General features: G+C 72.2%; 10 protein-coding genes and 1 pseudogene. 2 read left to right on the top strand and 9 right to left on the bottom strand.

What is annotated here, in order from left to right:
- Positions 1-132 precede the first annotated feature (132 nt).
- The 8 genes and pseudogenes from gap to FHS38_RS04395 form a co-directional block, all read right to left on the bottom strand.
- Positions 133-1,137, bottom strand: a complete 1,005-nt coding sequence (gene gap / locus FHS38_RS04430; protein WP_184730773.1) for a type I glyceraldehyde-3-phosphate dehydrogenase — start codon at positions 1,135-1,137, stop codon at positions 133-135.
- Positions 1,138-1,389: 252 nt separating this feature from the next.
- Positions 1,390-3,660: pseudogene (locus FHS38_RS04425) on the bottom strand (M14 family metallopeptidase); the annotation flags it as partial.
- A gap of 177 nt (positions 3,661-3,837) precedes the next feature.
- Positions 3,838-4,845, bottom strand: coding sequence for a DNA-binding protein WhiA (gene whiA / locus FHS38_RS04420; RefSeq protein WP_071964484.1), 1,008 nt, complete (start codon positions 4,843-4,845; stop codon positions 3,838-3,840).
- Positions 4,836-5,885 (bottom strand): gluconeogenesis factor YvcK family protein, encoded by a 1,050-nt coding sequence (locus tag FHS38_RS04415; protein WP_184730770.1) that lies wholly within the window; start codon positions 5,883-5,885, stop codon positions 4,836-4,838. Before FHS38_RS04415 ends, whiA begins: the two co-directional genes overlap by 10 nt.
- Positions 5,882-6,814, bottom strand: a complete 933-nt coding sequence (gene rapZ / locus FHS38_RS04410) for an RNase adapter RapZ (protein ID WP_184730768.1) — start codon at positions 6,812-6,814, stop codon at positions 5,882-5,884. The genes FHS38_RS04415 and rapZ overlap by 4 nt, the downstream gene beginning before the upstream one ends.
- A gap of 136 nt (positions 6,815-6,950) precedes the next feature.
- Complete coding sequence (gene uvrC / locus FHS38_RS04405) at positions 6,951-8,975, bottom strand: excinuclease ABC subunit UvrC (protein ID WP_184730766.1); 2,025 nt, start codon at positions 8,973-8,975, stop codon at positions 6,951-6,953.
- Positions 8,976-9,138: 163 nt separating this feature from the next.
- Positions 9,139-9,999 (bottom strand): hypothetical protein, encoded by an 861-nt coding sequence (locus FHS38_RS04400; RefSeq protein ID WP_184730764.1) that lies wholly within the window; start codon positions 9,997-9,999, stop codon positions 9,139-9,141.
- Between the two features lie 4 nt (positions 10,000-10,003).
- Positions 10,004-10,639, bottom strand: coding sequence for a papain-like cysteine protease family protein (locus FHS38_RS04395; protein WP_184730762.1), 636 nt, complete (start codon positions 10,637-10,639; stop codon positions 10,004-10,006).
- Between the two features lie 229 nt (positions 10,640-10,868).
- Here FHS38_RS04395 and FHS38_RS04390 point away from each other — a divergent pair, with 229 nt between their 5' ends.
- Positions 10,869-11,813, top strand: a complete 945-nt coding sequence (locus FHS38_RS04390) for a hypothetical protein (protein ID WP_184730760.1) — start codon at positions 10,869-10,871, stop codon at positions 11,811-11,813.
- A gap of 199 nt (positions 11,814-12,012) precedes the next feature.
- On the opposite strand, the gene FHS38_RS04385 is transcribed toward FHS38_RS04390, so the two are convergent.
- On the bottom strand, positions 12,013-12,438 hold the full coding sequence (locus FHS38_RS04385; RefSeq protein WP_184730758.1) for a Rieske (2Fe-2S) protein: 426 nt from the start codon (positions 12,436-12,438) through the stop codon (positions 12,013-12,015).
- A gap of 141 nt (positions 12,439-12,579) precedes the next feature.
- Between FHS38_RS04385 and FHS38_RS04380 the strand changes: the two genes are divergently transcribed.
- Positions 12,580-13,527 carry a carbohydrate kinase family protein gene (locus tag FHS38_RS04380; protein ID WP_184730756.1) on the top strand — a complete coding sequence of 316 codons (948 nt, stop codon included), beginning with the start codon at positions 12,580-12,582 and terminating at the stop codon, positions 13,525-13,527.
- The last annotated feature ends 84 nt before the right edge of the window (positions 13,528-13,611 follow it).

The raw sequence follows: 13,611 nt of genomic DNA, 5'->3' as shown, positions 1-13,611 counted from the left end.
CGTGATCGGGGCCCCTCCCAGCGATAGCTGGGGGACAGTCATAGGACGGGGCCCGTACGACGCGCCATAGCGTCGCACGAGCCCCGTCCCCTACTACATCTCGGTCCCCTTGACAGCGCTGTCAGGGAACGATCAGAGCTGGCCGCCGACGAAGACCGTCAGGTCGACCAGGCGGTTGGAGTAGCCCCACTCGTTGTCGTACCAGCCGACGACCTTGACCTGGTTGCCCTGGACCATGGTCAGGGAGGAGTCGAAGGTGCAGGAGGCCGGCCAGTTCACGATGTCGGAGGAGACGATCGCGTCCTCGGTGTACTCGAGGATGCCCTTGAGCTGACCCTCGGCGGCCTTCTGGAAGGCGGTGTTGATCTCTTCCTTGCTGGTCTCGCGGTCGAGCTCGAGGACCAGGTCGGTGACCGAGCCGGTCGGGACCGGGACGCGCATGGCGATGCCGTCCAGCTTGCCCTTGAGCTGCGGGAGGACCAGGGCGGTGGCCTTGGCGGCACCGGTCGAGGTCGGGATGATGTTCTCCGCGGCGGCGCGGGCGCGGCGCAGGTCGGAGTGCGGGAAGTCCAGGATCCGCTGGTCGTTGGTGTACGCGTGGACCGTGGTCATCATGCCCTTGACGATGCCGAAGCTCTCGTCGAGAACCTTGGCCATCGGCGCCACACAGTTGGTGGTGCAGGAGGCGTTGGAGATGACGTGGTGGTTGGCCGCGTCGTACTTGTCCTGGTTGACGCCCATGACGATCGTGATGTCCTCGTCCTTGGCGGGCGCGGAGATCAGGACCTTCTTGGCGCCGGCGGCGAGGTGCTTCGCGGCGTCGGCCTTCTTGGTGAAGATGCCGGTGGACTCGATGACGATGTCGGCGCCGAGCTCGCCCCAGGGCAGGTTGGCGGGGTCGCGCTCGGCCATCGTCTTGAAGGTCTGGGAGCCGACGGTGATCGAGTCGTCGGTGTGGCTGACCTCCTGCTTCAGACGACCCAGGATGGTGTCGTACTTCAGCAGGTGGACCAGGGTGGCGTTGTCGGTCAGGTCGTTGACACCGACGATCTCGATGTCCGCACCCTGCTCCAGCAGTGCGCGGAAGTAGTTACGACCGATACGGCCAAAGCCGTTGATGCCTACGCGGATCGTCACGAACCGATCTCCTCGTTGGTTTGCCGGTCTGGACGCCGGCGAGCTGTATGGGATGTCCCCGACCACCCCCGACCCTACCTCTAACAGGGGTGGTACGTGACATTGGCGGCGGGGGTTCTCGGGCGCGCTCAGGCGTGCTCAACCACGCTCAACTGCAGGTCAGCCGCCGATGGCACGCAAAGCGGCGCCGACCACTCCGGCTCGCTCGCGCGCGTCGGACACGTGTTCAAGACCGAAGCCCAACAGGACGGTGTCCGGGGTGGTGACGGCGGCGGCGTCGCGAATTCGCACCCCATGATCGTCACCCTGCGTCACCAACGAGCGGTACTCGCCGGCCGCGGCACTGCGGAACTGCGGGAAGGCATCGGGCGGCAGTTCCTCGGAGATCGGGCGGTAGGCGCCGGCGAGCGCCAGCGGGCCTCCGCCCGTGCCGAGGGCGGCGGTGGTGCCCGTGAGTTCACCGGCACCGGTGAAGCGCGTGGCCCGGGCGAACTGGGTGCGGGCGCCCGCGCCGAGGTAGTACTGGGCGAAGTCGTCGGTGTCGGCCTCACCGACCCGCGAGCTGCCGCCCGCCCGTACCCCGGCGGTGATCAGCTTGCCGCCCTCGTTGACGAAGTCGCGCACGGCCAGCAGGGTGGCGCCGTCGGGGCGGGAGGTGCCGCTGTACCACAGCACCGTGTCGAAGTGCCCGAGCACGCCCAGCGCGGGGGGCGCGCCCCTCTCGGCGACGTCCCAGACGACGGCCTTGCGGCCGTTGTCGGTCAGGGCCTTGGCGTACAGGCCGGCGTCGCGTGCCGCCTCCTTGCCGCCCTCGTCCGCGACGACCAGGGTGTCGGCGCGGGGTGTTCGGGCCACGGTGTAGGTGAAGGGCTCGCTCGCGGTCCGCTTGCCCTCACGGGTGCGGCCGGTGAACCAGACGCTGACGGTGGAGCCGGGGCGGACGCCCTCGACGGTGGCGCGGTACTGGTCGAAGCGGATGTTGTCCTCGCCGCCGTAGCGGTTGCCGCCGTCGAAGGCCTCGAGCTCCTCGGTGTGCGTACGGCCGCCGTCGACACGGTAGTTCAGGTGCTTGTCGCGGACGCTCCTGCGGGCGGTGACGGCGACGCTCTGGTCGCCGCCGCGCGCGTAGGAGGTGGTGAAGGCGTGCGGGGTGAAGTCGGGGGCGTCCAGACCGACGGCGGAGACGGGCCGGTCACCGCGGCCGGCGGTCTCGGCGACGGACAGGGCGAAGGGGATGTTCTTGGCGAACTCCTGCTGGATCAGCTTCTCGTCGTCGGGGAAGGTGAAGCCGGACCGGCAGTCGGCGGGGTTCCAGCGGTCGCCCGGGTCCACCTCGGAGGCGGTCTGGCAGGTCGACATCTCGGGGGTGAACATCATGGTGCCGTTGACGTTGCCCGCGTGACCGTCGGCCTCGCCGTTGGTGGTGTAGAGCTCGGAGGAGAGCTGCGGCCGGTAGCCGGGTATGGCGGACTTGCCCGGGGTGCCGGCGAGAGCCCGGTAGAGGACGTCGTCGGGGGTGGGGGTGGCGACCTGCCAGCCGACGCCGTAGAGGATCAGCTCGGCCGCCGAGTGGTAGTTGACGGCGTAGCGGAAGCGGTGGCGCTTCTCGAAGGCGTCGACGGCCCGCGTCTCCGGCTCGGAGGCGGGCGCGGGGCCGCGGTAGGTCTCGGACGCGGGGCGCGGTGACGAGCCCTCGTTGTCATAGCCCCACTTGTAGGGGAAGTTGCGGTTGAGGTCCACGCCGTCGCCGGGGGCGATCTTCCCGTCGCCGTCGTTGTCGCGGAGGTTCTTGCGCCACAGCCGGGTGGCCGGGCTCTGGAAGGTGTAGTCGTAGCCGTCCGGGTTGGCGGACAGCACGAACCACACCTCGGTGGAGTCCACGATCTTGGTGATCCGCTCGTCCTTGCCGTAGCGGTCGAGGTAGTGGTGCATCAGGCGCCTGGTCATCTCCGGCGTGATCCACTCACGGGCGTGCTGGTTGGACATGTAGAGCACCGCAGGCTTGGCGCCGTCGGGGCTCTTCGCCGCGTTCCTCGACACCTTCACGGCGAGGATGTCCTGGCCGCGCACGGTCTTCCCGATGCTGACGACCTTGGTCAGGTCCGGGTGGGCCCGGCCGGTGTCCCTGATCTCCTGCTGCAGCCCGTTCTTCCCGCTGTACGGACGGAAGACGCCGTCACCGGCGGCCTCGGTGCGCTCGCGGACCCCCTCGGGGAGGCGTCTCTCCGTGAGGTTCACGCCCTGGCCGCGCAGTGCGCGGGCCTGTGCACCGGTGAGGTGGAGCTCCACGGGCACGGCCTTGTCGCCGGTGATGCGCTCGCCCAGTTCATGGCCGTCGATACCCGCCCCGAGCAGCAGCGGGACCTGGGTGGCGGTGACCTGTGCGGTCCATACGGACAGTGCTCCGGAGTCGGCCCGCGGGGCCGCTCCGGCGGATGGTCGCGCGTGTGCCAAGGGCGTCGCGGCGAGCCCGCCGAGGAACAGCGAAGTCACCACGAGGACCGATCCCGCCCTGCGTCGCATGAGCCCCCCTTGCTGTTGTCTGCCACATCGGTACGTGGCCGCCAGACTCATAACCCTTCATGATCATGTCAATGACGCCTTTTGCGTCGCCCTCCCCCGGCCCACGCGTCCCGGGCGCGCACAACGGACCGCCCCGGCACCCTCATGGGTGCCGGGGCGGTCCGCGAACGTCGGCGGTCAGCCGACCATGCCCTCGGCCATCTCCTCCGACAGGTCGGAGAGGTCCGACAGATTCGACTCGGTGCCGGGGATCCCCAGGTCCTGGGCGCGCTTGTCGGCCATGGCGAGCAGCCGCCGGATCCGGCCGGCGACGGCGTCCTTGGTCAGCGGCGGGTCGGCGAGGGCTCCCAGCTCCTCCAGGGACGCCTGCTTGTGCTCCATGCGCAGCCGGCCCGCGGCGGCGAGGTGCTCGGGCACCTCCTCGCCGAGGATCTCCAGCGCCCGCTGGACCCGGGCGCCCGCGGCGACCGCGGCGCGCGCCGAGCGGCGCAGGTTGGCGTCGTCGAAATTGGCCAGACGGTTGGCGGTGGCCCGCACCTCGCGGCGCATCCGCCGCTCCTCCCAGGCCAGCACCGACTCGTGCGCGCCGAGCCGGGTCAACAGCGCGCCGATGGCGTCACCGTCGCGGACGACGACCCGGTCGACGCCCCGCACCTCGCGCGCCTTGGCCGCGATCTGCAGCCGACGGGCCGCGCCGACCAGCGCGAGCGCCGCCTCGGGGCCCGGGCAGGTCACCTCCAGGGACGAGGAGCGGCCGGGCTCGGTGAGCGAGCCGTGGGCGAGGAACGCGCCCCGCCAGGCGGCCTCGGCGTCGCAGGTGGCGCCGGAGACGACCTGCGGGGGCAGCCCGCGGATCGGCCGGCCGCGGCCGTCGACCAGGCCGGTCTGCCGCGCCAGCTGGTCACCGCCCGCCACCACCCGCACCACGTACCGGCTGCCGCGGCGCAGCCCGCCGGGGGCCATCACCACCAGGTCGGAAGCGTGCCCGAAGATCTCCAGAATGTCCTTGCGCAGCCGCCGGGCCGCGATCCCGGTGTCCAGCTCCGCCTCGATCACGATGCGCCCGCTGACCAGGTGCAGCCCGCCCGCGAACCGCAGGATCGCCGAGACCTCTGCTTTCCGGCAGCAGGTCCGGGTGACGGGAAGCCGGGAGATTTCGTCCTTCACCGCTGCCGTCATCGCCATGGGCCGATCCTTCCATGCATCCGAAAAATACGGTCGTACGCGGCGGCCAACAGCTCCGGGTCATGCGTCGGGCAGCCGTCGGGCGAGGCGACCGGCGCCAGCTCGACCGTTGCCCCGAGCCGCTTGGCGGCGTCGGTGAGGCTTTCCCGGTCGGGCACGGCGGCCTCGTCGGCCAGCACCACGTCCAGGGCGAGTTTAGGGGCGTGTCGGGCCAAAACCTCCAAATGACGCTGCGGGGAGAAGCCATCTGTTTCGCCGGGCTGCGGTGCGAGGTTCAACGACAGGACCCGGCGGGCCTTGGTTTCCTGCAGCGCCTGGAGCAGCTCGGGGACCAGCAGGTGCGGGATGACGGAGGAGAACCAGGAGCCGGGGCCGAGCACCACCCAGTCGGCGTCGAGCACCGCCTCGACGGCCTCGGGCACCGCGGGCGGGTCCTCCGGGACGACGTGCACGGACTGCACGTCGCCCGGGGTGAGCGCCACGGTGGCCTGGCCGCGGACGGTGCTGATGGCGTCGGGCTCGGCCGGGTCGTGGCCTCGGACGAGGGCCTGGAGCTCCAGCGGGACCGCGGACATGGGCAGCACCCGGCCGTGGGCGCCGAGCAGCTTGCCGACCAGGTCCAGGGCGCTGACGTGGTCGCCGAGCTGCTCCCAGAGGGCGACGATCAGCAGATTGCCGACGGCGTGGCCGTGCAGGTCGCCCTCGCTGGCGAAGCGGTGCTGGATGACCCGGGCCCAGGTCTGGCCCCAGTCGTCGTCCCCGCACAGCGCGGCGAGGGCCTTGCGCAGATCACCGGGGGGCAGCACGCCCAGCTCGTCGCGGAGCCGGCCGCTGGAGCCGCCGTCGTCGGCGACGGTGACGACGGCCGTCAGGTCGCCGGTGATGCGGCGCAGCGCGGCGAGCGAGGCGGACAGCCCGTGGCCGCCGCCGAGGGCGACGACCTTGGGCTGGGCGCCGGTGTACGCCCGGCCCTCACGGCCGCGCGCACGGCCGGGGACGAGTCGGCGTACGCGGCGCAGACGGGAGGTACGGCCGGTCACTCGCGCCCCATGTCCCGGTGGACGACGACGGTCTCGACGCCTTCCGAGACGAGACGGTGGGCGAGCTTCTCCGACATGGCGACGGACCGGTGCTTGCCGCCGGTGCAGCCGACCGCGATCGTCACGTAGCGCTTGCCCTCGCGGCGGTAGCCCGCGGCGATGAGCTGGAGCAGCTCGGTGTAGCGGTCGAGGAACTCCTTGGCGCCGGGCTGGTTGAAGACGTAGCCCGAGACCTCCTCGTTGAGGCCGGTGAAGGGGCGCAGCTCCGGGACCCAGTGCGGGTTGGGCAGGAAGCGGCAGTCCACCACGAGGTCGGCGTCGACCGGGAGGCCGTACTTGTAACCGAAGGACATGACGGTGGCCCGCAGCTCCGGCTCCTCCTCGCCGGCGAACTGGGCGTCCATCTTGGCGCGCAGCTCGTGGACGTTGAGGCTGGAGGTGTCGATGACCAGGTCGGCGTCGCCGCGCAGCTCGCGCAGGAGGTCGCGCTCGGCGGCGATGCCGTCGACGATGCGGCCGGAACCCTGGAGGGGGTGCGGCCGGCGCACGGACTCGAAGCGGCGCACCAGGGCGTCGTCGGACGCCTCCAGGAAGATGACCCGGCGCTTGACCTTCTTGGCGGCCAGGTCCGCGAGGGACTCGCGCAGATTGTCGAAGAAGCGCCGGCCGCGGACGTCCACGACCACGGCGATCCGGGCCACGTTGCCCTGGGAGCGGGCGCCGAGGTCCACCATGGTGGGGATCAGGGCGGGCGGCAGGTTGTCCACGACGAACCAGCCGAGGTCCTCCAGACACTTCGCGGCGGTGCTGCGGCCCGCCCCGGACATGCCGGAGATGATCACCAGCTCGGGGATTGCCGCTGTCTCGCCGGCCGCGTCCACCGTCGTGCCCGTACTCACCTGTGCTCCGTCTCCGTCGGTGCCGTTCATGCTGTCTTCCCCCGTTCCGCTGACGGCGCCGCGGGTGCGGCTCCGTCTTCCATACTGCGGCCTTGAGGTGCCCAAGGCCCAAACTCCGGGCGTCGTGATCCCGCGCGTCCGAGATCGGGGCGGGGGGCCGTGCCCATCATTCCTCCGCCCCGTCCATGATCTCGCCCGTCGCGGTGTTGACGGCCGGGGCGGGGGCCGAGGCGGCGAGGGCCGCCACGATCGTCTCGGCCGTCTTCCGCCCGATGCCGGGTGTCTCGCAGATCTGCTCGATCGTCGCGGCGCGCAGCCGCTTGACCGAGCCGAAGTGCTTGAGCAGCGCCTGCTTGCGCGTGTCGCCGAGGCCGGCGACGGCGTCGAGGGGCCCGGCCTTCATCGTCTTGGCGCGCTTGCTGCGCTGGTAGGAGATGGCGAACCGGTGCGCCTCGTCACGGACGCGCTGGAGGAGGTAGAGGCCCTCGCTGGTGCGCGGCAGGACGACGGGGTCCTCCTCGTCGGGCAGCCAGACCTCTTCGAGGCGCTTGGCGAGGCCGCAGACGGCGACGTCTTCTATGCCGAGCTCGTCCAGCGCCCGCTTGGCGGCCGCGACCTGCGGCCGGCCGCCGTCGACGACGACGAGCTGCGGCGGGTAGGCGAAGCGCTTGGGGCGGCCGTCGTCCTCCCTGCCGCCGGTGGGGACGGCACCCCCGGTGGCCCCCTCGATGGCGTCCTCCGGTGCTCCCTCGGCGGCGTCCTCGGGCCGCTCCTCCCACTCCCCCGTCTTCTGCTTCTCCGTGAGGTAGCGGCGGAAGCGGCGGCCGATGACCTCGTGCATGGACCGGACGTCGTCCTGGCCGGCGAAGGACTTGATCTGGAAGCGGCGGTACTCGCTCTTGCGGGCGAGGCCGTCCTCGAAGACGACCATGGAGGCCACCACGTCCTGGCCCTGGAGGTGGGAGATGTCGAAGCACTCCACGCGCAGCGGCGCGGTGTCGAGCCCGAGGGCCTCGGCGATCTCCTCGAGGGCGCGGGAGCGGGTGGTGAGGTCGGAGGCGCGCTTGGTCTTGTGCAGGGCGAGGGCCTGTCCGGCGTTGCGCTGGACCGTGGCCATCAGGTCCTTCTTGTCACCGCGCTGCGGAATGCGCAGGTCGACGCGGGCGCCGCGGCGCTCGGTGAGCCACTGGGTGACGGGCTCGACCGGGTCGGGGAGGGCGGGGACGAGGACCTCCTTGGGGACCGAGTCGCCCTTCTCCTCCCCGTACAGCTGCTGGAGGGCGTGCTCGACCAGTCCGGCCGTGTCGACGGCCTCGACCTTGTCGGTCACCCAGCCGCGCTGGCCGCGGACCCGCCCGCCGCGTACGTGGAAGATCTGCACGGCGGCCTCCAGCTCGTCCTCGGCGACGGCGATGAGGTCGGCGTCGGTGGCGTCGGCGAGGACGACCGCGTTCTTCTCCATGGCGCGCCGGAGGGCTTCGAGGTCGTCGCGGAGGCGGGCGGCCTTCTCGTACTCCATCTCCTCCGCGGCGTCGTGCATCCGCTGTTCGAGACGGCGGAGGTAGGTGCCGGTGCGGCCGCCCATGAAGTCGCAGAAGTCCTCCGCGAGTTCGCGGTGCTCCTGCGGGGTGACGCGGCCGACGCAGGGCGCGGAGCACTTGCCGATGTAGCCGAGCAGACAGGGGCGGCCGATCTGGGCGGAGCGCTTGAACACCCCGGCCGAGCACGTCCGTACGGGGAAGACCCGCAGCATCAGGTCGACGGTCTCGCGGATCGCCCAGGCGTGGGCGTAGGGCCCGAAGTAGCGCACGCCCTTCTTCTTCGGTCCGCGCATGACCTGGACGCGCGGGAACTCCTCGCCCATCGTGACGGCGAGCGAGGGATAGCTCTTGTCGTCGCGGTACTTGACGTTGAACCGCGGGTCGTACTCCTTGATCCAGGAGTACTCGAGCTGAAGCGCCTCGACCTCGGTGGAGACCACGGTCCACTCGACGGAGGCGGCCGTGGTGACCATGGTGCGGGTGCGCGGGTGCAGCCCGGCGAGGTCCTGGAAGTACGAGGAGAGCCGCTGGCGCAGGCTCTTCGCCTTCCCGACGTAGATCACCCGGCCGTGCTCGTCGCGGAATTTGTAGACCCCCGGCGAGTCGGGGATCTGTCCCGGCTTGGGTCGGTAGCTGCTGGGGTCGGCCATGTCACACACCCTACTTGCGGGCAGTGACAACGCGGTCGCCCAGCCACCCCCGGCGCGCACCACGGGCCCGCTTCCCGGGGTTCCGGGGAGCGGGCCCGTCCGGGCCCCGGCGACGGGATACGTGCCGGGGCCCGGGGTGAAACGATTTCGCGTCGGCGGTCCGTCAGCGGCGGCGCAGCCTGCGGCCCGCCACGGCGGCGGCACCGAGGGTGAGGAGCGCCCCCGCGGCCGTCGCCGCCGAGGCAGTGGTGAGGGGACCGCCGCCGCCGTCCTCCGCCGGGACCCGGGCCTCCGCCCGGGCGTCGGCGGGGGCGTCCTGCTCGCCGTAGCCGCCCGCCTGCCCCTTCTTCGCGTAGGCGGAGCCGGGCAGCTTGTCGCCGTACGCCTGGTGGACGCGTTCCCGGTAGCGGTCGAGCGTGGTCCCCTCGGCTCCGATCGCCCGGGTGGCGTCGGCGTCGAGCGGCAGCACGCGGTCGCCGCGCCGGACGTACCAGGCGTCGATCTGGGGCTCGCGGAAGACGGTCCCGCCGCCGAGCCTCGCGGTGCCCTCGGCCGCGTAGCGCGTCTCGTCGTCACCGGTCGCGATGTTGACGACCTTCCAGGTGTCCCCGGTCCGCACGGTCCACACCGAGGCCTTCTGCCCGTCGGCCGAGACGGCCTTGCTGGCGAGGAAGTCGAGCGAGCCGACCGGGGCGCCCGCCTTGCCGGCCACGAACTCCGGGGCGAGCGTGTAGACGGGCACGGTGCTCCCCTCGATCCTCGGCTTCGCCTTCGCCGGGGCGACGGCGCCGTCCCGGGCGAAGAAGCGGGAGAGGGTGTCGAGGGTCGCCGGGGCCGCCGCCGCGTCGTGGGCGGCGGCGACCGTGGCGGCCGGCGGGGGTGTGGGGTCCGCCGGGGCCCCGACCGCGTGGGCGGGCGAGGCGATGCCGAGGAGGGCCGCGGTGAGGGCACCCGCGGCCGCCGCACGGGCCGCGTTGTTCCTCACGGTGCTCTTCGGGGCGTTCGTCGGGTTCTTCCCGGTCATGACCTCACGCCCCGATCCGGTAGAGGGAGTGGGTCCAGGAGAACTCGTTGTTGTTGACGTACCAGTCGTGCGAGGCCCAGTTGTAACGGCTGTTGGAACCCCACGGGTCTCCCCAGTAGACCCAGCTCTTGGCGTCGTCGAAGCCGTACAGGACGTGCATGTGCCCGCCGCCGGAGGACCACTGGATGCGGGTCTCGATCGGCCGGTCGGCGTTGATCTCGGTCTGCACGGTCGGGTAGCGCAGCCATCCGGTGACGTACGAACCGGGGTTGATGCCCGCCCAGCGCAGCGCGGTCTGCACATTGCCCAGAGTGGCCTGGCTGTTGGGGCACTCGGTGCCCTGCTGCCGGTTGAAGGCCGCGTTGCAGAACTGGTTCTGGCTGTAGTTGCGGCCGAACCAGGTGGCGATGGTGTTGCCGGAGGCGGCCCAGCACCAATTGCTCTTCTGCTGGGCCTGCATGGTGATGTTAAGCCTCTTGCTCGCCTGCAGCCCGGCCTTGTCGCCGGTCGCGGCACTCGCCGTGGTGGGGACGGCGAGCAGCGCGGAGGCGATGAGGGTGGCTGCGGGGAGAGGGGCGAGCGCGGTCAGCCGTCTGCCGCGTATGCGGGTCGCTTTCGGTCGTGCCGAGGCACGGGTCATGGCGTTCCTCCCGTGGCGGGGGGTTTGTGGTGGAGGAGCGCGTCCGGACGCTGGTGGGAGCATCAAGGTGTTGTCGGTGACTGGTCAACCAGCTTCAATGCGGAGTGAGACAGCGGTGTGAACAGCTCGAACCGGAAGTGAACGGCCCGTGCCCACACAGGAGGATCACGGCGGTCCCGGCGACCGGAGATCTCTCCACCGCTCGTGAATATTCACTAAGGAGCGGCGGATGGGACGGCGCGGCACACAGGCCGAAGCGGCCGAGGCGGAACTCGCGCGGGCGTTGCGCTCGGGCCCGTTCCATCTTGCCCTGCGGACGGCGCTGTCGGTACGGGGCCTCGCGCTGCACCGGGTGCAGCACCGGCTCGCGCAGCGCGGGGTGAAGGTCGGTCTGACGAGCCTCAGTTACTGGCAGCAGGGCGCCCGGCGGCCGAGACGACCGGAGTCACTGCGGGCGGTGGGGATGCTGGAGGAGGTCCTGGACCTGCCCGCCGGGTCCCTGACCCGGCTGCTCGCCCCCTCGTCCACCGAGGAGACCGGGCGTCCTGCGGCGCGGTCGCTGCGCTCCCTGGTGGAGGGCCCGCGCGCGGTGGAGCGGCTGCTCGCGGAGCTGGAGTCACCGGCCGACGGCGGGCTGCACACCGTCTGCCATCTGGAGCGGGTCCTCATCGGCGACCGGCGGGAGCTGCGGAGCCGCGACTCCCACCACGTCGTACGGGCGCACCGCGACGGGGTGGACCGCTATCTGGCCATCCACCGCGGGGACACCGGCTGCGACCCCGAACGGGTGACCGTGCGGGCGTTCGACAACTGCCGGGTCGGGCGGGTGCGGTGGCACGCCGCGTCGGGTGTCCTCGCCGCCGAGCTGCTCTTCGACGTGCGACTGCGGGCCGGGGACACCTATGTCTTCGGCTACGGCTTCGACGACGGGACCGCCGGTACGAGCAGTGAATACGTCCGCGGGTTCAGCTTCGCGGGCGGACAGTACGTGCTCCAGGTCCGCTTCGACGCCGCCGCCCTGCCGGTCCGCTGCCGCCGCTTCACCCAGGCCTCGGCCAACGCGCCCCGCGCCGGGCAGCAGGAACTGACGCTGGCGGGGCGGCACCGCGGGGTGCACCTGGTGGAGCAGGGGGTGCGCCCGGGGATCCTGGGGATCGCCTGGGACTGGACCTGAACGGTTTGTCCTGCCGACAGCGGGCACCAGCTACCGTTGGGAGGTGCCCTGCCCCCAGCGGGCTCGATTCGGCTGAGCTCAGCCGCCAAGCCCGTCCGGCGATTGAGGACACCGCCGCGCAGCGGTGGTGCGGGCGACACGGGCCCGCAGAGCCCTTCACATGATCCGCAGGACGGGGCCCAGGGCTCTGCCCGTCAGGTCAGGCGTCCGGGCCCGCGATCAGCTTGCCGTCGGCGGCCTTGACGGGGACGGCCGGCAGCGGGGCTCCGGCCGGGCCCTGGAGGACCTTGCCGGTGGCGGCGTCGAACAGGCTGCCGTGGCACGGGCAGTGGATCTTGCCGTCCTCGATCTTGTCGGCCACACAGCCCGCGTGCGTGCACACCGCGCTGAACGCCTTGAACTCGCCCTTGGCGGCCTGCGTGACGACCAGCCGCTGCTCCCGGTAGAGCCGCGACCCGCCGACCGGGACCGCCGAGGGCGCACCGAGGTCCACCGGGGCGGTGGGCGTCGGAGGGCCCTTGGGAGCCGACTCGCCGCCCCCGCAGGCCGCGGTGCCGAGCCCGGCGGCACCGGCCAGCGCCGCTCCTCGCAGCACGGTACGGCGGGAGGCTGGCTGGCTGGTCATGGAGGCTCCAACGGCTGAGCTGCGAAGAGGACGCCTCGACGATACCGGCACCCTTTCGTCCGCTTGCGACGTGGCAGGCTTGGCCATCCCTGTCGGCCTCGCGCCGCCCTGCCACATCGGCATCGGAAAGGACGCCCTCTCGTGATCGTCGTAGCCGGAGAAGCCCTGATCGACCTCGTGCCCGGCGGTGCCGGGGGCGACGGCGACCTGCCGGCGCTGCTGCCCCGGCGCGGCGGCGGGCCGTACAACACGGCGGTCGCGCTCGGGCGGTTGGGCACCCCGACGGCCTTCTGCTCACGGGTCTCGACGGACGGCTTCGGCGAGGCCCTGCTGGACGGCTTGCGGGCGGCGGGGGTGGACGTCGCGTCGGTACGGCGCGGTCCCGAGCCGACGACGCTCGCGGTGGCGGCCGTCGGCGCGGACGGGTCGGCGGGCTACCACTTCTACGCCGAGGGCACGGCGGACCGTCTGTTCGAGCTGCCCGGGCCGCTGCCGGAGGGGGCCACGGCCCTGTGCCTGGGGACCTGCTCGCTGGTGCTGGAGCCGGGCGCGAGCGCGTACGAGGCGCTGCTGCGGCGCGAGGCGGGGCGCGGGGTGTTCACCCTGCTCGACCCCAACGTCCGGCCCGGTCTGATCGTCGACGCCGACGCCTACCGTGCCCGCTTCCGCTCGTGGCTGCCCCAGGTGTCCCTGCTCAAGCTGTCCGTGGAGGACGCCCGGTGGCTGGGCGGTTCGGCGCGGGAGTGGCTGACGGCCGGACCGGCGGCGGTGGTCCTCACGGACGGCGCGGCGGGGCTGTCCGTCCTCACCCGGGACGGCGAGCGGCACTCCGTTCCCGCGGCGGCGGTCGGGGGCGGGGTCGTGGACACGATCGGCGCCGGTGACACGGTGAACGCCGCGCTGCTGCACCGCCTCGCGGGGCACGGCGCGCTGTCGCCCGCCGCCGTGGCGGAGCTGACCCGGGCGGACTGGCTCGACGTCCTGGCCTTCGCCGCCCGCGCGGCGGCGATCACCTGCTCCCGGGCGGGGGCGGAGCCGCCGTACGCGGCGGAGCTTTGCGGTAGCCCCGCGGTGGAGCAGGACGGGTAGCGGCCACCATGGTGGGGGCCTGGCTGCGACCTCGCCGCCGCCTGCGGCGGTAGCGCCCTGCGGGCGCGTCCTCAAACGCCGGAC

Source organism: Streptomyces netropsis (assembly GCF_014203545.1).
GTDB lineage: Bacteria > Actinomycetota > Actinomycetes > Streptomycetales > Streptomycetaceae > Streptomyces > Streptomyces netropsis.
This window is presented reverse-complemented; position numbering and strand designations above follow the sequence as displayed.